The following is a 19,817-nucleotide window of genomic DNA, read 5'->3' as shown; positions in this document are numbered from 1 at the left end:
AGACCGCGCCGATCGTCAAGTCATCGAAAAGTGTGCGGTCAGACAGATTTGGTCAGGCACGCGATATAGAACCCATCCATACCACCCCGATCCGGCCAAAAATCCGGTCGCAATCGCAAGCCGCCCTCTTCGGTGATCCAATCTGTTTCGACACCGGGTATCTTCAGAGCATCGCGGTCCACGGCCATGTCCGGATACATGTCCAACGCGTCTTCGACCTGAACTTCGCCTTCGTCCGGTAGCAGGGAACAGGTGCAATAGACCAGACGCCCTCCGGGCTTCAGCAAGCTCCATGCATGGGCCAACATGCGCGTCTGGAGCTCGATCAATCCGCCGAACTCCGAACCGTCCTTGGCAAACGGCAAGTCAGGATGCCTGCGGATCGTACCTGTGGCGGAACAAGGCGCGTCCAGCAAGATTGCATCATACTGACCTTCGTGTTCCAGCGCATCGCCAACAACGACCTTTGCCTTCAGGCCGGTTCGCGCAAGGTTCTCGCGCACCCGTTCCATCCGCGAATCTGACACATCCAGCGCCGTTACATCAGCCCCCGCAGCGGCGAGTTGCATCGTTTTCCCACCCGGGGCCGCGCAGAGGTCCAGCACTTTCTCGCCCGCCTTCGGCGCCAAAACGCGAACCGGCAAAGCCGCGGCGGCGTCCTGCACCCACCAATCTCCAGCCTTGTATCCCTGCAAAGTCGAGACCTGACCGGCATCCTGTATACGCACAGACCCCGTAGGCAGTTGATCGCCCGAGGGGCCTTCAGCCCCGGGCTTCAAGCTAAGATCCAGTGGCGCCCCTGCGAAATGTGCTTGCTCCATTCCAGCAACGGCATCCAGGCCCCAGGCTGCGATCAGCGGCTCACGCAACCACTCCGGCAAGCGCGGAACGCGCATTTTCGGCCACGCTTCCGGCCCTTCGGCAGCAACCTTGCGCAGAACAGCATTCACCAGGCCCTTCAAACGCCCATGCTTGCGCGAACGACTGATGATCTCGACCATGGAATTGACCACGCCATGCGCCGCTTCACCGTTGCACAGCTCAACCGCGCCCAGCCTCAGCGCGTTGTGAACCGTCAGGGCGGGTGTGCGGTTCAAGTGGTTGTCCAGCAAACGGTCGGCACGTTCCAGCCCGCGCAGCGTTTCCAGTGCCAGGCGCTGAGCACGCGCGCGGTCTTCAGGCTGCAACCGATCCAGAGCGCCTGCCGCCAGACATTCGGACAGCAAGCGACCCTCACCCAGAACCTGATCCAAAAGGTAGATTGCGCTGCGCCGTGCTGCTGTTGCGCTGTTTGACATGGTACCGCCTTCATGTGACCCGTGCCCGCATTGCCAATGGCGGACGCGGGCGTATATCAAGGCTGTGCACGGAAAGGAACCCGATGTCATGAGTGACGACCGCAAAGACCTGCCCCCAGCCGCACGGCGCGCACTGGCCGAAGCGGAAGAACGCCGCCGCACAGCCGAGGCGGAGGCCAAAGAAATGCCGAAAGAGCTGGGTGGTCGAGACGGACCAGACCCGGCCCGTTATGGAGATTGGGAAAAGAAGGGCATCGCCATCGACTTCTGAACGCTCAGCCGCGCAGCGCCTGCAGGAAATCCTCGATCAACGCACGTTGTTTGTTGGATTTCGCCCGATCTTCGGGCCACGTCAGCCAGTATCCGTCCTTGGTTTGCAATTCAGGCAAATCCAGCTTGTTCAACCGCCCCTCCTGAAGGTCGGCAGAGGCGAGCGGAACCGAGCCCAGAACCACCCCCATACCGCGTCGCGCTGCCGAAATCGCGTGTTCCATCGAATCGAAGCTGATTTTTGAAGGCGGCAAGTCCTGCTGACCACCTTTCTGGCTCCACTCTCGCCAACCGGGGCGTTCTCCGCGCAGATCAATCAGAGGGGCACCCCAGTCGACACCCGGCGCCGCCATGGGCACAAGACTCTCACGAGCAATCAAAGCAGAGTCGCGCCCGGCCCACATGCCCCGGCCATAACGGATTTGCAGCCAAGTCCGCTCTTCATCCAGGGACGACCGGCGTGCGACCGAGTCGGTCATCACTAGAACCTTGGGCTGTACCTCTTGAAATTTGGTCAGGGCAGGCAAGACCAGTGCGTGAATGTTCGAAGACAACCCGGCGACGCGCAGCTCGCGTGGGGATTTGCCAAACAGGTCCTCAGTGTTGCGTTCCAACGCACGAAGGCTGTCTTGCACCAAGGGCAAATAGCTTTCGCCCTCAACCGTCAAGGACACGCCTCGCGCCTCGCGCACAAACAAAGACCGGCCCAGCCAGGTTTCCAGATTGCCGATTCGTTGGCTGACAGCGGCCTGCGTCAGCCCAAACTCCTTAGCCGCTGCCGAGAACCCACCAAGACGCCCGGCGGCCTCGAAAACGCGCAACCAATCCAGTGGCGGTAACCCGATCTTTTTCTTAGCCATTAGATTTTCCAAGCCTCAGCCGAAATAAGGATTAATTGTCGTAATGCCATGAACGACGTATCTGCTCAACCAAAGCCCGCGCTGAACAGGAGACCCCCATGCTGCGCTCTGCCACCCACGATACCTCGATCGTCACCGTCGAGTTCGAGTCCGGAACCCAAGCCCGTTTTCACGCCATTTGGCTACGCGACAACGCGCTGGACGCCGACACCCGCGCGCCCGGTAACGGCCAGCGGCTGATTACAATTGGCGATATCCCTGCCGACATCTCGGTTAGCGCTGCCGAGGTTGTCTCGGGCGGTTTGCAGGTCACGTTCCAGCCTGAGGGCAAGAACGTTATCTTCCCGTCTGAATGGCTGGCTGAACACAGCTATGACCGTGATCAAGATTTTGCACTGGGTCGTATCGCCCCCGGCATCACGACGTGGGAACGCGGCATCGACGCGCCCAGCGGCGATTGGAACAAGGTCCATGCCAGCCCTGCAGCCAAACGCAAATGGCTGGCTTCTGTAGCAGAGTTCGGTTTCGCCAAGCTGACGGGCGGCCCGGCCGAACCGGAATCGCTGCTGAAAGTGGCCGACCTGTTCGGCTACGTCCGCGAGACCAATTATGGCCCCTATTTCGAGGTCCGGACCGAGGTGAACCCGACCAACCTCGCTTATACCGGGTTGGGATTGCAGGCCCACACTGACAACCCCTATCGCGACCCGGTGCCGACACTGCAAATCCTCTACTGCCTGGAAAACAGCGCCGAAGGTGGAGACTCGATCGTTGTCGACGGCTTCCGCGCCGCCGAAAAACTGCGCGAACAGAACCCCGAAGGATTTGCCCTGCTGGCTGGCTACCCGGCGCGCTTCGAATACAAAGGTTCTGACGGAGTTTGCCTGCGCTCGCGCCGCCCGATGATCGAACTGTCACCTGATGGCGAACTGATCGGCATTCGCTTCAACAACCGCTCGTCCGCGCCTTTTGTAGACATCCCGTTCGACCAGATGGAAGCCTATTACGCCGCCTATCGTCAATTGGGCGAGGTTATCGACGACCCGGCCATGGGCGTGTCGTTCAAACTTGAACCGGGCGAAAGCTTCATCGTCGACAACACCCGTGTTCTGCACGCGCGTCTGGGATATTCCGGTGCGGGATCGCGCTGGTTGCAGGGGTGTTACGCCGACAAGGACGGGTTGCTGTCCACGCTGGCGGCGATGGAGATGGCGCATCCGGAGGCGGCGGAATGAAACCCGATTTCTCGACTCTGAACCGGGACAACATCGTCGCCTTTATCGGCGATATCTTTGAACGCCGCGGAGGTGAGGAATATCTGGGCGAACCCGTCACAATGGCCCAGCACATGCTGCAAGGTGCCACCATTGCCGAACAGAACGGCCAGGCCGAAGAAATCATCGTCGGAGCTCTGTTGCATGATATCGGCCATTTCACATCCGAATTCGGCACCTATCACCCCGACGACACAGAAGATCGTCACCATGAAGATGCGGGGGCGGAAGTGCTGGAACAGTTCTTTCCTTCGGTCGTCACCGATTGCTGCCGGTATCATGTGGCTGCCAAACGGTATCTCTGCGCCACCAAACCCGAATACTTCAACCGTCTGTCTGCCGCGTCAGTCCATACATTGGAACTGCAGGGCGGCCCGATGAGCGCCGAGGAAATCGCGGAGTTCGAGGCCAACCCGAACCTGAAAGAGATCATTCAGGTGCGGTATCTCGACGAGGCCGGTAAACGCGCCGATATGGAAACGCCGGACTTTGCACATTTCGCACCGATGGTGCAGCGCATGGTTGACAGGCATCTGGGTACGCCATGAACGCGCCGGAGTACATCTTTGAGGCCAGTTCAAAACCATCCCTGCCGTGGCATGAGGTTCCGCTGATCCGAGCCACTGAGGAATCGGTCAAAGGGTATGGCTGTCTGGTCGACGACCCCGATACACTCGAGATTGAAATCACGCGCTGGCCCCAACAGGGCTGGCGACCAATTGATGAAGGGACCGGTGACGAGGGCGGCTGGGTCGAAGGCACGTTCAAATGCGACTGGCAGGGTGATGTCCTGTATGGTGAGAACGAGGCCGTAAAAGGCCACTATGTGCTGGGTTGGTCCACTGATCCGCAGCAGGCACAAACAGACCGTCAAACCGTGCCTCGCGATCAGGTGCTGTTGTGGCACATGAACTACCACCCGGATGGCGGACAGATGTTCTGGCCGTTGGACAACAAACCCTTCATCGTGCCTGCTGCCCTGCCCGGCGACAACCTGACGCCGGAAAAAGTTGTGGCGTTCTGGTGCGATGGCTCACGCGGCCTCTATATCCATCCCGGTATATGGCATGAGGGGATTTTCCCGGTTGAGGACAATCAGCGGTTCCTAGATCGGCAAGGGCGCGTCCATGCTCGTGTCAGCGCCGATATCGGGAAAGAGTTCGGCGTCTATCTCGCTTGTTCCTTACGGGCTGACAAGATCAAGGACCTGTAATCAGGGCTTTTTGATGAGCCGCACGATTGTGGGCGATCCAGATTTGCACGACCAACAGATACGGTACATAGAACGCGAAATTCTGAATCAGATCGAACGGGCCCGAGAAATCGGGCTCTGACCCCACCCCGCCGGTCAACAAATACCAAAGGGTGTAATGCAAACGGTAAAGCCACGACCCCAACGCCAGCCAGAATAGCCTCAGCCCCCACGCCCAATGGCCTGCGCGATCCCCTTCAAGGGCCATGCGCGCCACCATCAGCGCAGCAGTGAACAGGCAGAGCCCATACAGGAAAAACGCGGCTGACATCACCGGGCCGCCGATTGTTCCGCGCAATGGTATATAGGTCATACCCGCCAGCCCGGCGATCAGAGCCAGCGTAACCAGCACTGTGCCCAACGCGCGGTGCAGGCGGTTGTATTTCAACCTCAAACCTTTGAGCAGCTGGAGCGGCACAAGTACAATCAATAACGTGCCTGCAAGGATATGCACCAACATGGCTGCATTGCCGACAATCTGGCCATCCGCGAACAGATAGCTCTGCCGGGCCGCGTCCTTCGACAACCCAATGCCTACCATACCAACGCCATGCGCCACGAATGGCAGCAGTGTCAGGTAAAACACTGCAAGCAAAACGCCGGTTGCCAATCCAGAGCGCCGAATCCTCATAAATCAGAGCTTAGCGCCAGCAGCCGCTTCGTCTATGGCTTACAGCCCCAGTACGTCCACCATGTCATAATGGCCAGGGGCCTTACCTTGCCCCCACAGCGCGGCCTTGAGTGCACCGCGGGCAAAGATCGCCCGGTCGCTGGCCAGATGACGCAGGACGATGCGCTCGCTGGGCGCGGCGAACAGCACGTCATGTTCGCCCACAATGTCGCCGCCACGAACGGCGTGAAATCCGATGTCACCGCGTTTGCGGGCCCCTGTGATGCCGTCGCGACCCCGGTCAGACACATCTGCCAGATTGACACCACGCCCCTCGGCAGCAGCCTCGCCCAACATCAGAGCGGTGCCGGATGGTGCGTCAACCTTGTGGTGGTGATGCCCTTCGATGATTTCGATGTCAAAATCCTCATCCAGCGCAGCTGCGACCTTTTTGGTCAGTTGCACCAACAGGTTGACACCAAGGCTCATGTTACCTGCGCGTACGATCACCGCGTGGCGCGCGGCCGGTTCCAGCGCTGCGATCTGTTCGTCTGTCATGCCGGTTGTGCCGATCACATGTACACAGCGCGCCTGCGCGGCCAGAGCGGCAAATTCCAGCGTCGCCTCGGGCGCGGTGAAATCAATCACCGCCTGCGCCTGCGCAAATGCTTCCAGCGGGTCATCGGTGACCGTGACGCCCAGCGCCTGACCACCCATCGCCTCGCCCACATCCTGACCGATCCAATCGTGGGCTTCACGCTCGACAACACCCACCAGACGCGCCTGATCGCTGTCGGCTACAGTCTTGATCAGCATCTGCCCCATACGGCCCGAAGCCCCTGTGATGACGATCCCCGGAATATGGGTCATAGCGCTGGTCCTTTCTCGAATTCGGCTCAAAGCCTCCTACCCCGTTCGCGCCCGCTTGGCAAAGCCCTGCTTTGGGCTTAGATCGGGGATATGGCAAAGAACAAATTCCACGATGGCCCCGGCCCGTCCCAACGACAGCTACGCGTCGGTGAACTGATCCGCCGCACCCTGTCCGAAGTTCTGGCGCGCGGAGATGTCCACGACCCCGACCTGAACCGCATGTCGATCACTGTGGGTGAGGTGCGCACCTCGCCCGATCTGAAAATCGCCACCGCCTATGTGCTGCCGCTGGGCGGCAAGGGGCAGGAGGACGTGATCGAACTGCTCGCCCGCAACAAAAGCGAACTGCGCCGCATGGTAGGTAAGAAGGTCGGCCTGAAATTCTCGCCCGATCTGCGGTTCCGGCTGGATGACACGTTCGACCGTCTCGACGATACCCGCCGCATGTTCGAACAGGACGCGGTGCGCCGCGATCTGGACGAGTGATCCGGGCGCTAGTCACATTGGGCGCGGTTCTCTGGGCCGCGCAAGCTTCTGCGGTTACTTGCGAAAAGCTGACCCATGAAGACAAGCGCTATACCGTCTGCGAAGTCGACGCGGCAAACGAAGACCTGCGGCTGTTTCTCAACGGTGACGACGGCGAGGTACTGGGCCACTTCTCGTCCGTAAACGAGACACTGGTCCCCGACGGCAAAAGACTCGCATTTGCCATGAACGCAGGTATGTATCATGACGACCGCTCTCCGGTTGGCCATTACGTCCAAGATGGTGAAGAACAGATGCGGGTCATTCCAAACGCTGGTCCGGGCAACTTTGGCCTGTTGCCCAATGGTGTGTTCTGCATTCGCGAAGGTCGCGCGGATGTGTTCGAGACCCTGGACTATGCCGATCAGGCACCCACGTGCCGTTTTGCCACGCAATCCGGCCCGATGCTGGTGATCGACGGGGAACTGCACCCGCGTTTTCTGCCCGATTCAACTTCGCTCTATTTGCGCAACGGGGTGGGCACCAGCAATGATGGGAAACGGGCGGTGTTTGCGATTTCGGAGGACTATGTCACGTTCCACGAGTTCGGCAGCCTGTTCCGGGACGTGCTGGAAACGCCGAACGCGCTGTTCTTCGACGGCAATATTTCCCGTATGTATGAACGGGCAAGCAACCGGTCTGATATCGGGTTTTCACTTGGGCCGATCGTGGGCGTCGTCGAAGACACACCTGCAAATTGACAGCGGCAGAGTGATCCGCTAGGTCGCCGGCCTCGGCAAGATTCAAGGTGCATTATGGGACGCAAACGCAAGGGCCGCGACATTTCCGGATGGCTGGTGGTGGACAAGCCCGCGGGCATGACTTCAACCGCCGTGGTCAACAAGGTGCGCTGGGCAATGGATGCCAAGAAAGCGGGTCATGCGGGTACGCTGGACCCCGAGGCGACCGGCGTTCTGGCCGTGGCCCTGGGTGAGGCGACCAAAACCGTCCCCTACATCACGGATGCTTTGAAGGCCTACACCTTTACCGTACGTCTGGGTCAGGCCACCAACACTGACGATGCCGAGGGTGAAGTGATTGCCGAAAGCGATGCCCGCCCTTCTGATGAAGATATCAAACAGGCGTTAACGCCGTTTCTGGGCGACATCATGCAGGTCCCGCCCAAGTTCTCCGCTGTTAAGATCGACGGCCAGCGTGCGTATAAGCTGGCCCGCGATGGCGAGGATGTGGAACTGACCGCCCGGCCTCTTTGGGTCGAGGAGCTGATCCTTGTCGACCGTCCTGACGATGATCACGTTGTACTGGAAATGACCTGCGGCAAGGGTGGCTATGTCCGCTCTATCGCCCGCGATCTGGGCGAAGCGCTGGGATGCCACGGCCACGTCAGGGAACTCCGCCGGATCTGGTCCGGCCCGTTCGAGGCCGAAGACGGGCTGAGCGTCGAACAGATCGACGAAATGGCAAAGACCGCCGCCTTGGATGAATTTTTGCACCCGCTGGAAACCGGTCTGTCGGACCTGCCCGAACTGAAATGCACCCCCGAAGGCGCCACGCGTCTGCGCAATGGCAACCCGGGCATGGTGTTGGCCTCAGATGTTGAATACGGCGACGAGGCATGGGCCTCGCTGGATGGCAAGGCCGTGGCCGTGGGGGTTTATAAATCCGGCGAATTGCACCCCAGCCGGGTGTTCGTCGCCTAAATCACGTGTTAGGCGATTGGGCATGATCACCCGTTCCCATACCAAGGGCGACGCGCCCTCGACCGCCGTTTATTCCGACTGCGAAAAGTACCGCTATAGCCTCACCCGCGCCTGGGATACTGCGGGGCGGAAGGCATTGTTTGTGATGCTGAACCCATCGACCGCGACCGAGGTGCAGAACGACCCGACAGTTGAACGCTGCGAACGTCGCGCGCGGGCCTTGGGGTTTGGCGCGTTTCAGGTGACCAACATCTTTGCTTGGCGCGACACCGACCCGCGCAAGATGCGCGCTGCTGCCGATCCGGTAGGCCCGGAAAATGACGCCGCCATTCTGGACGGAGTTCAGTGGGCTGATCAGGTTATCGCCGCCTGGGGCACCCATGGTACACATCTGGGCCGGGGCCCGGCGGTGGAAACTCTGCTGCGCCGCACTGGCCAGCCGCTGTTCCATCTGGGGTTGACCAAAGGCGGTCACCCCAAGCACCCACTTTATATCGCCTACACTCAACAGCCCGAGCTTTGGTGACAAATTATTAACCATTTCAACAACTTGACTTTGATCCGATTGCCGATCGCATGGGATGTTCACCCTCGGAGCATTCTGCCATCGGAGGGGTGTCATGTTTCTAGCCGGATTAATCGGACTGGCCGCCATCAGCGGCGCTGCATACGCAATGAGCGAAATGCTGATCGAAGACGAGGACGTTTCAGAGGACGGACCCAACGAGGACGCAGAAACTGAATCTGATACCGGAGAGTTTCTTGAGATTAGCGAAAACGTCGAAGACCCGGTAAACCCCGACATCGAAAGCCCGTCCACTGGCACTGTCATCTCGGAATTTGAAGGTGACCTTGTGATTGCCGGTAGCGATGGCCCGGACGAGATCACCGGACAGGATGGTGTCGACCAGGTCAACGGGTTTGGCGGCGATGACACCATCGACGGCGGCAAGGGCGATGACGTTCTGCACGGGGGCGACGGTACGGATACGATTTCGGGCGGTCAGGGTGATGATGTTCTGCACGGAGAGGCGGATGACGACCTTCTGTTCGGCAACGAGGGGGACGACGCCTTGTTCGGCCATTTTGGGGACGACACACTGGATGGGGGCGACGGAGAAGACGAGCTCTATGGCGGTCAGGGCGACGATACTCTGACGGGCGGAGCCGATGATGACGCATTGCAGGGCGGGTTCGGAAACGATGCCCTGAACGGTGGCGCTGGTGAAGATACGATCTTCGGCGGCGACGGCGACGACTTTGTCTTCGGCATCGAAAACGGCGCAGCCGAAAAGGATTTCCTGAATGGCGGCGCTGGTGAAGATACCATTGTGGCAGGCGGCGGGGATGTGGTGACCGGTGGGCAGGGCGCCGATGACATCGTGTTGGGCCCAGGTGAGAAAGACGTCACTGTCATGGGCTTCCAACCCGGTGAGGACAAGCTGCTTGTAACCTGGAAGGATGAGGTCGACCCGGAGATTGAGGTGGAACCTGACGCTGAAAACGCCAACCTGACGCGCGTCATGATCAACGGTCAGGAAGTGGCACAAGTTTACGGGGCTGAAGGTATGACAGTGGCCGATATTCAGTTGATCACTGAAGCGCAGCTGGCGCAGTATGGGCAAATGGTCTGAGCCCGCAGATTCCCTTTGCCATTTGATGAAAATGCGCCTATACGCGCCCATCCGCATCGGAATCGGTGCGGTTTTCTCCATGGGCCTGTGCTGGACGACATCCCGGCCTGCGCCATCAACTCTAACCTTCAAAGGAGACCCCGATGTCGATCACTGCCGCTGAAAAAGCACGCGTCATGAAAGAATTCGCAACCAAAGACGGCGACACCGGTTCGCCTGAAGTACAGGTTGCTATCCTGACCTCGCGCATCACCACCCTGACCGAGCACTTCAAGACCCACAAAAAAGACAACCACGGTCGTCGCGGTCTGCTGAAAATGGTTGCCCAGCGCCGTAAGCTGCTGGACTACCTGAAAGGCAAAGAAGAAGCGCGTTACCAGGACCTGATCAAAAAGCTGGGCATCCGCCGCTAAGCGCCATTTTGAGCGTTTTGTACCGGTTCTGAAACCCGGACCGTCTGATTTGTACGCCCGCCATTTTGGCGGGCGTTTTTTTTTGACAGCTAGTGGAAAGCCAAAATTGCCGCAGGCACACCAAGAGGGCGTCGGCAATGCAGGTCAAGTTACCGCTCAAATGACCCTGACGCGATGATGCGGCTATTGCTCCAGAAGCTCGTGGCTTCTCAGCGCTTCAAACAGGATTTTGGCGCGCTCTTCATTTCCGACTTCGTCAAAATGGACATCATCCAGGAACAGCTCTGGCCTTGAGTTCAGGTCGGCCAGTTCCACAACTGGAACTCCGTATTCTTTACCCAGCGCCCGGACGACCTGATTGTTCTCCTCGACCTGTGAGGATAGGGCTTCATACAGGGTTGCGCGATCTTCGGGTGTTGGAGCGACGATACGAACCGGCAGAACCCCGCTCGCAAATTTTTCCGCCTGAAATGGCATAGTCGCCAAAACCACCCTGACACCGTTTGCCCGGGCCATTCCGATCATTGACATCGTGTTGGAGCGGTAAGTTTCAATGTTCTCAGGTTTTTCGAGATTGTCGATTAGTTCTTCCAAAGTTGGCCTGTTTTCGTACCGGTTCTGACCGTATCCCGGGTGCTCTTCATACCGGTCCCATCCAAACCATCTTGGTTGAATCGAAACCACCAGCATCGCCAATCTGGAAAAATTGAAGACACGTTTCAGCGAGTGGTTCGTGTGAAGGAAACTGTAATTCGACGTTCTGAGATGAGAATAGTCTGGCTTGAAGTTATTGAAAGCTTGCGCAAATAGCTCATTCCTGCCCTGGAATATGATAATAATATCAGGGTTGAGCGGAAGAACTCGTGTCTGAAGATTGATGAGATGTTCCGTCGAAACCCAGCCGGGAACACCGGCATTCACAACCTCAAAGTCCTGGGAGTCGACGTTCAGCAAAGCTTCGAGTTGCGCCGGGTAGGCTTGACTGTAGTTCTGAACATGAGTTCCGTAGGTCGTTGACCCTCCGATCGCCACGATCCTCGTGGTACCGGCCGGTTTCGCGATGTCGATTTCTTCGCCCCTGAACCCAAGAGAATTATGGCGGTTCGTCAAAGTCGAGTAACCGGACGCCGGGATATACGGGAGGTATGTGTGGCTGGCCAACCGCCCCCGCACTTCACCGCTGTCCAGAAAATACGATCTTTTGGTTTCGGTCCAAAATTTCGCAATATAGATGCGTGAAAGCACCTCCGACACCAATAAGCAGACGAGGGAGATGATTAGCAGATGGACAAGTCGGATCCCGAATATGCTGGGCGCTCTTTTGCTGAACTTCATACGGTATCCTCCGGGCGTATTACGTCGCACAGATTACAAATGAATACGCTGGGCTGACATAGAATAGAAAGAAAGGCATGTTGCCGCAAATTGGGACCACAGCGAACCTCGCACTACGCACGCGCAATCTGGCCTGGGTGGTGAACTATGCAGCGAGACGGTGAAGGTGCATCGACCCTTATTGATCAATGCGGTTGTTGGCTCTGGATGAACGAGCACTTGTAGATCCAGTGTCTTTTCGATCTCGGTGCGGCCATGTTCGTCTCCCCAAAGTAACGCCCGCTGAAAAGCGGGCGTTACGGCCTTCATGGACCTTCCCTACATCTTTGCTTTTTCCGATTTCAGCGCCAGCCACAGGCAATAGCACATGATCAAAACCACCAGCGTAAAAGGTATGCCAGTTGAAACAGCCGCACCTTGTAGCGCGGAGAGACCGCCTCCCAACAGCAACGCAATGGCGACCAGACCTTCCAGAGTGCACCAGAACACGCGCTGAACCACCGGCGCGTCCATCTTGCCGCCTGCAGTGATCGTGTCGATCACCAACGAGCCTGAGTCGGACGAGGTGACAAAAAAGATAACGATCAAGACAAGAGCGATCGGGGCCACGATGCTGTAAAGCGGTAGTTCCTTCAGGAAGCCGAACAACGCACCTTCCGGAGCGTAGCTGTCAATCACTGTTGCGCGAACACCTTCTGCTCCGCCTGCGTTCAACATGTCGATCGCAGCGCCGCCGAAGGTCGACATCCAAAGGGCGCAGACCGCTGTCGGTGCCAGCAGCGCGCAGATGATGAACTCACGAACGGTACGACCCTTTGAAATTCGGGCAATAAACATGCCAACAAAGGGTGACCACGCGATCCACCACGCCCAGTAGAAAGTTGTCCAGCCATGGAAATAGCTGGTGTCCTCTCGCCCGAACGGGTTGGACAACGCAGGTAGATGCATGACGTAATCCCGCATCACGTTGAAATACCGGGCAATCGCAGTGCCAATACCCGTTACTGCGATTACAAAGACGAACAGGCCGACGGCCATGATCATGTTGATCTCACTCAGCCGTTTGACACCGGCATCCATCCCCATCAGAACCGACCCCAATGCAATCATCGTGATACCGATGATCAGCAGCACTACCACGGTCGGGCTGGGCTCGATACCGAAGACCTCGTAAAGACCCGCTGCAACCTGCTGTGCGCCCAGTCCCAAAGAGGTGGTCAGCCCGAACAACGTGGCGAAAACGGCCAGAGTGTCGATGATATGACCCCACCAGCCCCAGACGCGTTCACCTAGGATCGGATAGAAGGCCGAGCGCAGGGTCAGCGGCAGGTTCAGGTTATAGGCGAAGATCGCAAGGCTCAGGCCGACCGCGGCATAAACCGCCCAAGCTTCCAGGCCCCAGTGATGGATAGTGCCGACAACGCCGACATACTCATTGCCGGGAACGGCGATATCAATACCCAGAGGCCGTGCATTTCCGCCTTCGGCAAAGTTATAATATACCGGCTCCATCACGCCAAAAAACAGCAGACCGATACCAATACCAGCGGCGAACATCATCGCGATCCATCCGGCATAGGAATAATCAGGCTTGGCGTCTTTACCACCGATCCGCACACTGCCGACCGGCAGGATGATCAGAACGAGGCAGAACAGGGTGATTGCGTTGACCGAAAGGACGAGAAACCAATCAAATGTGCTGGTCAGCCAAGGCCGGAGCCAGCCGAAAAACGCAGCTGCCGCCTCTTGGTTGGCCAATGCGATCAGGACGAACGCAAAAATCATGATACTCGAGATCAGAAAGACCGGGTTGTGGATGTCCAGGCCAAACGGCCGGACGTTATCCTGCCCCAGCTCATATTCCGTTTCGAAGTCGTAAACCCGGGGATCCGGATCCAGCATCTTCTTTGATTGTGCCATTCGATTGCCCTTCTGTTCGCTATCTGCAAACGCCAAGGTATTCGGGCGGCCGACGGGTATGAGTGTTCTACTCCCTGGCGCGTTTCCGTCCTTTCAACCGCAGGTTCAATGGTAACAACCTACACTGCAACCACTTTTTTACAAAACGCATTCACACACGAGAATGTATTTATCTCGCCCCACCTCTTGCAAGCTACTCTCCTTCAGGTAGTTTCGCACTTTGTTACTTCAGTGATTTTGACGGGCACTTCCCCCATGATGCTTATCCTCAACTCTCTTTTGCTGTCGATCCGCGTGATGTTGCGCATGATCGTCCCGGTCCTTGTGATCAGTCTTGCCTCGATTGTTGTCTGGACGGTTCTGGGGGTATTCACGCTCGGCATGGCCAGCTTTGTCAGTGAGCCGATCACAACCGCGTTTTTTACCCTGTTTGGCATACGCACAGCGCTGGAACTGAAAGGGGATAAGCGACACACGGATTACCGGGCCATGGCCCTGTATTCGGTGATGATTGGATTGTTCTACGCCGCGGCGCTGACCGTATTGGTTCTTGTGGTCAATCTACTCGCGATAGCTTTTGCCATGTGGCAGGTGGGAGAACCCTTCTCATGGACCGCAATTCAGAATGCCGCGAAATCCACACAGATTGCATTTGCGTTTGTTGCCGTGGGCAGCAAACTGATCGTGATGACCTTCGTACTGGCCGCGTTCTGCGCGGCCATGGCCGTGCCCATGGCCAGCGCCGCACATTCCTCTGGTCATCGCGCTCCAAGTCACGCCTTTTTCAACGGGTTCGGGCGCAGCTTTTTCCCCCTGTTCTGCGTGTTTTTCGTCTCGATCTTCTTGCAGTTCTATTTTGGGTTTTTCACAGCTTTGTACGCCATGATGCCGATCCTAGTGTCGCTTGTCTCGATCCTTACCACGCAAAGTTTGCCTAATTTCGATCCTGAGATCATTCTCAGAGGGGTCGCTGCAAGCGGGGCGTTGCTGTGGTTGTATTCTTGGCTCTGGTCGATCGCAGCACTGGCGTTTCTAAAGTCCGAGGGCAGTGACGCAGAACAAATGGCCCAGACACCCGAGGCAGAACCCGCGAAAGATATCCGGGCGCTGCGTAAATCGCGTGAGCGGCCCTTTTAAGGCGCGATCGCGCCATTCCAACGCTAGTCGGCGTTTTCTTCCATGCGGTTTCGCTTTCCTTTACCCGCATTCTAATGTATGCGCGCGATATCTGAGACGTTGTGCCCTGACCCCGGCACTCGAATGGAAGATAAAGTGGGGTCGGCGGCAATGGGGCCGCCATGCAAACGGGAGACCCGGAGGGCCGGGAGTGCTCCCTTTTAGGATACGCATATGTTTGATGTAACGAAGAAATCGATGCAGTGGGGCGAAGAGACGCTTACACTGGAAACCGGCAAGGTTGCCCGTCAGGCCGACGGCACCGTGATTGCAACGCTGGGCGAAACCAGCGTCATGGCCAACGTGACCTTTGCCAAGCAGCAAAAACCCGGTCAGGACTTTTTCCCGCTGACCGTTCACTATCAGGAAAAATACTATGCCGCCGGTAAGGTTCCGGGTGGCTTCTTCAAGCGCGAGGCGCGCCCGACCGAGAAAGAGACGCTGACCGCGCGTCTGATCGACCGTCCGATCCGCCCGCTGTTCGTTGACGGTTTCAAGAACGAAGTTCTGGTGATGTGCACCGTGTTGAGCCACGATCTGGTCAACGACCCCGACATCGTTGCGATGATTGCCGCTTCGGCTGCTCTGACCATTTCCGGCGCGCCGTTCCGCGGCCCGATCGCTGGCGCTCGCGTTGGTTTCGTGGATGGCGAGTACGTCCTGAACCCGACCGTGGACGACATGCAGGACCTGCGCCTGAACCCCGAACAGCGTCTGGACCTGGTTGTGGCCGGTACCAAGAACGCCGTTATGATGGTGGAATCCGAAGCATACGAACTGTCCGAAGCCGAGATGCTGGGCGCCGTGAACTTTGCGCATGAGCAGATTCAGCCGGTTCTGGACCTGATCATCGATCTGGCCGAAGAAACCGCGAAAGAGCCGTTTGAATTCGTCGCCCCCGATTACTCGGATCTCTACGCCGCTGTTTCCGCTGCCGGTGAAGAGCAGATGCGCGCCGCTTTCGCGATCACCGACAAGCAAGAGCGCACCGCCGCTGTTGCGGCTGCACGTGAAGCGATCAAAGAAGCGCTGACCGAGGAACAGTTGGAAGACGCGAACCTGGGCTCGGCGATGAAAAAGCTGGAAGCAGGCATTCTGCGCGGTGACGTCGTCAAAGGCGGCAAGCGTATCGATGGTCGCTCGACTACCGACGTGCGTGCCATCGAAGCCGAAACCTCGCTGCTGCCGCGTACACACGGTTCCGCCCTGTTCACCCGTGGTGAAACGCAGGCGCTGGCTGTGACCACGCTGGGCACCGGTGACGATGAGCAATTCATCGACGCGCTGCATGGCAACTTCAAATCGAACTTCCTGCTGCACTACAACTTCCCTCCGTATTCGGTTGGTGAAGTTGGCCGTGTGGGTGGTCCGGGCCGTCGTGAAATCGGTCACGGTAAACTGGCATGGCGCGCGTTGCAGGCGGTTCTGCCTGCGCCAACCGACTTCCCTTACACCGTTCGCGTGGTTTCAGAGATCACTGAATCGAATGGGTCGTCCTCGATGGCGTCTGTCTGCGGCGGTTCGCTGTCGATGATGGATGCAGGTGTTCCGCTGAAAGCACCGGTTGCCGGTGTTGCCATGGGTCTGATCCTGGAAGACGACGGCGAGTATGCTGTTCTGACCGACATTCTGGGTGACGAAGACCACCTGGGCGACATGGACTTCAAAGTGGCGGGTACCGAGAACGGCATCACCTCGCTGCAGATGGACATCAAGGTCGCAGGCATCACGTCGCAGATCATGGAAACTGCTCTGGCTCAGGCCAAAGACGGCCGCATGCACATTCTGGGTGAAATGGGCAAAGCCCTGTCCGAGACCAACGAATTCTCGGTCCACGCGCCGCGCATCGAGACCATGAATATCCCAACCGACAAGATCCGCGAAGTGATCGGCTCGGGCGGTAAAGTCATCCGTGAGATCGTCGAGGTTTCGGGTGCCAAGGTCGACATCAACGACGACGGTGTCATCAAGATTGCCTCGCCTGATGGTGAATCGATCCAGAAGGCCTATGACATGATCTATTCGATCGTGGCAGAGCCGGAAGAAGGTCAGATCTACACCGGTAAAGTGGTCAAGATCGTCGATTTCGGCGCCTTCGTGAACTTCTTTGGCAAGCGCGACGGTCTGGTTCATGTGTCCCAGATCGAAAACCGCCGCCTGAACCATCCGTCGGATGTTCTGAAGGAAGGTCAGGAAGTGAAGGTCAAACTGCTGGGCTTTGACGATCGCGGCAAGGTTCGCCTGTCGATGAAAGTGGTCGATCAGGAAACCGGCGAAGAGATCGTTCCCGAGAAGAAAGAAAAGAAAGAGGAAAGCGCAGAGTAATCTGCCCCTCAGACTGACTGAGAAAGGCCCCGGTTTCGACCGGGGCCTTTTTTGTTTGCAGGCAGAATGACGGGTCGTTGCGCCCAGTATTGGTAAATCAAATATTAACACTTATTGCGTGTATTAGCTCAACCTTAAGGGGGGAATTGCCGCTTTCAGGGAAGCTGTTCGACCGTGGCCTCAATTACTGTTTACGAAATCAGCGCAGACCCGTTCAGCAACCGCAGCGTTGAAGTTACTGCCGCGATCTCCGTCGAGATCACGGATAATGACGCCCTGCTGCAAGACCCTGACCCGGACGGCAGTTCGCAACTTGATCTTGGATCTCTGCCCGGATTTTCCGGATCAACCCAGGATTTCAGTACCTTTGAAAACTACACAGGCACGGTCGATGGCGCACCGGTTACATTCATCCTGATCCAGTTTTCAAACCCTCGTTACGTCATATTCACTTCGGGTCAGGCCGAATTGAATGATACGATTTCAGATACCAGCTTTGCCGGAACCGCGCCGTCATCCGCGTATCAGTCTTTGCCTTCTTTCGTGTGTTTTACCGCCGGATCGCTGATCCAGACCCCGACGGGGCTGCGCCGGGTCGAAGCATTGAGGCCCGGCGACCCGGTTGTCACTGCTGACGGCCACGCCTGCCCGGTACGCTGGATCGGCAAACGCCGTTTGTCAGCGTCCGAGTTGCAGCGAAACCCTCACCTGTGCCCGGTACGGATCAAGACGGGTTGTTTCGGGCCGAACGGTCCCAGCCGCGATCTCGTCATCTCCCCGCAGCATCGGATTGCTGTCACATCGGCAATGATGGAACTGATGCATTGCGAGGCAACGATGTTGGCCCCGGCAAAGGCGCTGATCAACGGACAAACCATCGTTCAGGAAATGCCAGCGCAAGGAGTGGAGTATATTCACATCCTGTTTGATCAGCATGAACTGGTGAATGTCGAAGGAATCTGGTCCGAGTCCTTTTACCCCGGTGACACTACCCTTGACGCAATGGCACCAGCCACCCAGCGAGAACTGCTCGAACTGTTCCCGGAACTGTCCAATGGCAGAGGCGGTTATGGTTCAACCGTATTGCCGGTCCTGAAACCCTTTGAGGTCCAGGTGCTGACGGCGGATCTGACGGTTCCATGCTGGAAAGCGCGCCTAAACGCACCTGCAAAAGCCGCCTGACAGCCCTCCGGTCAGTGGGCGACACCACCCGGGCCGTGTTTCAACACGTGCCACTGGCCGTAACTGTCATTCAAATCCAGCTTGATCGCCGCATCGGCGCGGGTCGAGGCACTGCCGATCTCGGCAATGGTGAATTCGATCCCGCCGGGAATATCAATGCGTACGCGATGTTCTCCGCCGCCATGCGGGGCCTGAATCGGACGCCCGGTCGACTTTAGAACGTCACCAACAGTAACACTGGCTGTTCGCCCTTCGATATCCATCTCAAACTCAATCGGCAGGTATAACGTGTCATGCACCGTCTCACACATGGCCCGGAACACGTACCAATGCGTTGCCATCTCTTCGGTTTCTTCCCCGTGAAAGACCTTTTCCAGCGCATCGCGCTGCGCTGGCGTAGCTGCGGGGTCGACAATCACCTGCATTTCACCGCCACCTTCGAAAATTGGCCCGGGCCATGCATAGATCAAGGCAGCCTTGGTTCCACTGAGATCCGTTTTTCCAAAATACCCGCTGCCGATTTCAAGCACTTCAAAGCCCCGGCAATTGCCATGCGTCGGCAATTCCTCGAACTGGCAGGGGCAGGCATAGCCGCAATTGCAGTTTCCGAAGCTTTCCCCCTCGACGTACCAATCTGTAAAAGCCATGGTCCTCTCCTGTTCAAGACAGTCAGAAAGCCCGACATCGTTGGTCACATGCCTGTATGTTTCCCTTAGACAAACTATCACATTTTGATTGCGACCAGAACCTGACGGGCAGGAATGGCCGCAAAGTGCATAAACCTTGGTTCAATTCGCCCCATTTCAACCAAAAGCCAATCGCAGCGCCCTGCCCATGTCCCCAGTTCAACAACATCGCCACAACGCAAAAAAGGAGATGCGATATGGAAACCTTGAAACTGCTGACACTGACAGGATTGATCGCCACCGCACCGGTACTTGCTTTGGCCAATGTCGGACTGGGCGACAAACTGGGTACAAGCGAAGCCGAAATCCGCTCGGCTCTTGAAGCTCTAGGATACCAGATCGAAGAGATCGAATTTGAAGATGGCGAAATCGAGGTTGAACTCATCAAGGATGGTGTGGAAACTGAACTGGTCCTGTCTGACACAGACGGGGTGGTGACCGCCATCGAGTCTGAAGAAGACGACGACGACTGAATTTTCAATATCCAAGGGGCTGTATGCAAGTATCTCAGACGTCTTTACTCTGG

General features: G+C 57.5%; 21 protein-coding genes. 14 read left to right on the top strand and 7 right to left on the bottom strand.

The features are described 5' to 3' along the window. Positions 1-38 precede the first annotated feature (38 nt). Positions 39-1,298, bottom strand: a complete 1,260-nt coding sequence (locus ACR0K5_RS15785; RefSeq protein ID WP_480630607.1) for an RsmB/NOP family class I SAM-dependent RNA methyltransferase — start codon at positions 1,296-1,298, stop codon at positions 39-41. 88 nt (positions 1,299-1,386) lie between these two features. On the opposite strand from ACR0K5_RS15785, the gene ACR0K5_RS15780 reads away from it, so the two are divergent. Then, entirely contained in the window at positions 1,387-1,569 is a 183-nt protein-coding gene (locus ACR0K5_RS15780) for a DUF1674 domain-containing protein (protein WP_480630606.1), read from the top strand. Between the two features lie 4 nt (positions 1,570-1,573). Here the strand turns inward: ACR0K5_RS15780 and ACR0K5_RS15775 are convergent, their stop codons facing one another. Continuing rightward, the gene (locus ACR0K5_RS15775; RefSeq protein ID WP_480630605.1) at positions 1,574-2,428 is read right to left on the bottom strand and encodes a LysR family transcriptional regulator; all 855 of its coding nucleotides are present in this window, start codon (positions 2,426-2,428) and stop codon (positions 1,574-1,576) included. A gap of 98 nt (positions 2,429-2,526) precedes the next feature. Here ACR0K5_RS15775 and tmpA point away from each other — a divergent pair, with 98 nt between their 5' ends. The 3 genes from tmpA to ACR0K5_RS15760 are packed head-to-tail and all read left to right on the top strand — an operon-like array spanning position 2,527 to position 4,915. After that, positions 2,527-3,663, top strand: coding sequence for a 2-trimethylaminoethylphosphonate dioxygenase (gene tmpA / locus ACR0K5_RS15770; RefSeq protein ID WP_480630604.1), 1,137 nt, complete (start codon positions 2,527-2,529; stop codon positions 3,661-3,663). Beyond that, positions 3,660-4,250: a (R)-1-hydroxy-2-trimethylaminoethylphosphonate oxygenase gene (tmpB, locus tag ACR0K5_RS15765; protein ID WP_480630603.1), complete on the top strand. Its 591-nt coding sequence runs from the start codon at positions 3,660-3,662 to the stop codon at positions 4,248-4,250. Before tmpA ends, tmpB begins: the two co-directional genes overlap by 4 nt. Continuing rightward, entirely contained in the window at positions 4,247-4,915 is a 669-nt protein-coding gene (locus tag ACR0K5_RS15760) for an ureidoglycolate lyase (RefSeq protein ID WP_480630602.1), read from the top strand. Before tmpB ends, ACR0K5_RS15760 begins: the two co-directional genes overlap by 4 nt. On the opposite strand, the gene ACR0K5_RS15755 is transcribed toward ACR0K5_RS15760, so the two are convergent. After that, positions 4,902-5,585, bottom strand: coding sequence for a DUF2306 domain-containing protein (locus tag ACR0K5_RS15755; protein WP_480630601.1), 684 nt, complete (start codon positions 5,583-5,585; stop codon positions 4,902-4,904). The two genes, ACR0K5_RS15760 and ACR0K5_RS15755, sit on opposite strands and share 14 nt — an antisense overlap. Positions 5,586-5,624: 39 nt before the next feature. Then, positions 5,625-6,434 (bottom strand): 4-hydroxy-tetrahydrodipicolinate reductase, encoded by an 810-nt coding sequence (dapB, locus tag ACR0K5_RS15750; RefSeq protein ID WP_480630600.1) that lies wholly within the window; start codon positions 6,432-6,434, stop codon positions 5,625-5,627. 90 nt (positions 6,435-6,524) lie between these two features. On the opposite strand from dapB, the gene rbfA reads away from it, so the two are divergent. From rbfA to rpsO, 6 genes are all read left to right on the top strand, one after another. Further along, complete coding sequence (gene rbfA, locus ACR0K5_RS15745; RefSeq protein ID WP_170735813.1) at positions 6,525-6,920, top strand: 30S ribosome-binding factor RbfA; 396 nt, start codon at positions 6,525-6,527, stop codon at positions 6,918-6,920. After that, the gene (locus ACR0K5_RS15740) at positions 6,917-7,660 is read left to right on the top strand and encodes a phosphodiester glycosidase family protein (protein ID WP_480630599.1); all 744 of its coding nucleotides are present in this window, start codon (positions 6,917-6,919) and stop codon (positions 7,658-7,660) included. The genes rbfA and ACR0K5_RS15740 overlap by 4 nt, the downstream gene beginning before the upstream one ends. A gap of 54 nt (positions 7,661-7,714) precedes the next feature. After that, on the top strand, positions 7,715-8,620 hold the full coding sequence (gene truB, locus ACR0K5_RS15735; RefSeq protein WP_480630598.1) for a tRNA pseudouridine(55) synthase TruB: 906 nt from the start codon (positions 7,715-7,717) through the stop codon (positions 8,618-8,620). Between the two features lie 22 nt (positions 8,621-8,642). Continuing rightward, positions 8,643-9,146, top strand: coding sequence for a DUF1643 domain-containing protein (locus tag ACR0K5_RS15730; RefSeq protein ID WP_480630597.1), 504 nt, complete (start codon positions 8,643-8,645; stop codon positions 9,144-9,146). 94 nt (positions 9,147-9,240) lie between these two features. Next, a complete protein-coding gene (locus tag ACR0K5_RS15725; protein ID WP_480630596.1) occupies positions 9,241-10,254 on the top strand; it encodes a calcium-binding protein in 1,014 nt (337 codons plus the stop codon). 143 nt (positions 10,255-10,397) lie between these two features. Further along, positions 10,398-10,667 (top strand): 30S ribosomal protein S15, encoded by a 270-nt coding sequence (rpsO, locus tag ACR0K5_RS15720; RefSeq protein WP_008757925.1) that lies wholly within the window; start codon positions 10,398-10,400, stop codon positions 10,665-10,667. A 183-nt stretch (positions 10,668-10,850) separates the two neighbouring features. Here the strand turns inward: rpsO and ACR0K5_RS15715 are convergent, their stop codons facing one another. Continuing rightward, positions 10,851-12,002, bottom strand: a complete 1,152-nt coding sequence (locus ACR0K5_RS15715) for an SGNH/GDSL hydrolase family protein (RefSeq protein WP_480630595.1) — start codon at positions 12,000-12,002, stop codon at positions 10,851-10,853. A 318-nt stretch (positions 12,003-12,320) separates the two neighbouring features. Continuing rightward, positions 12,321-13,922 (bottom strand): BCCT family transporter, encoded by a 1,602-nt coding sequence (locus ACR0K5_RS15710; protein ID WP_480630594.1) that lies wholly within the window; start codon positions 13,920-13,922, stop codon positions 12,321-12,323. 255 nt (positions 13,923-14,177) lie between these two features. On the opposite strand from ACR0K5_RS15710, the gene ACR0K5_RS15705 reads away from it, so the two are divergent. From ACR0K5_RS15705 to ACR0K5_RS15695, 3 genes are all read left to right on the top strand, one after another. Continuing rightward, positions 14,178-15,059, top strand: coding sequence for a hypothetical protein (locus tag ACR0K5_RS15705; RefSeq protein ID WP_480630593.1), 882 nt, complete (start codon positions 14,178-14,180; stop codon positions 15,057-15,059). Positions 15,060-15,272: 213 nt separating this feature from the next. Further along, positions 15,273-17,423 (top strand): polyribonucleotide nucleotidyltransferase, encoded by a 2,151-nt coding sequence (gene pnp / locus ACR0K5_RS15700; protein ID WP_480630592.1) that lies wholly within the window; start codon positions 15,273-15,275, stop codon positions 17,421-17,423. Positions 17,424-17,597: 174 nt separating this feature from the next. Then, entirely contained in the window at positions 17,598-18,605 is a 1,008-nt protein-coding gene (locus ACR0K5_RS15695) for a Hint domain-containing protein (RefSeq protein ID WP_480630591.1), read from the top strand. 11 nt (positions 18,606-18,616) lie between these two features. On the opposite strand, the gene ACR0K5_RS15690 is transcribed toward ACR0K5_RS15695, so the two are convergent. Beyond that, entirely contained in the window at positions 18,617-19,252 is a 636-nt protein-coding gene (locus ACR0K5_RS15690; RefSeq protein ID WP_480630590.1) for a DUF1326 domain-containing protein, read from the bottom strand. 236 nt (positions 19,253-19,488) lie between these two features. On the opposite strand from ACR0K5_RS15690, the gene ACR0K5_RS15685 reads away from it, so the two are divergent. Further along, positions 19,489-19,764, top strand: a complete 276-nt coding sequence (locus ACR0K5_RS15685) for a PepSY domain-containing protein (RefSeq protein ID WP_480630589.1) — start codon at positions 19,489-19,491, stop codon at positions 19,762-19,764. Positions 19,765-19,817: the final 53 nt, after the last annotated feature.

The organism is Ruegeria sp. AB9, assembly GCF_056542585.1.
The sequence above is the reverse complement of the archived record's forward strand: the minus strand, read 5'-3'. Positions and strand labels throughout refer to the sequence as shown.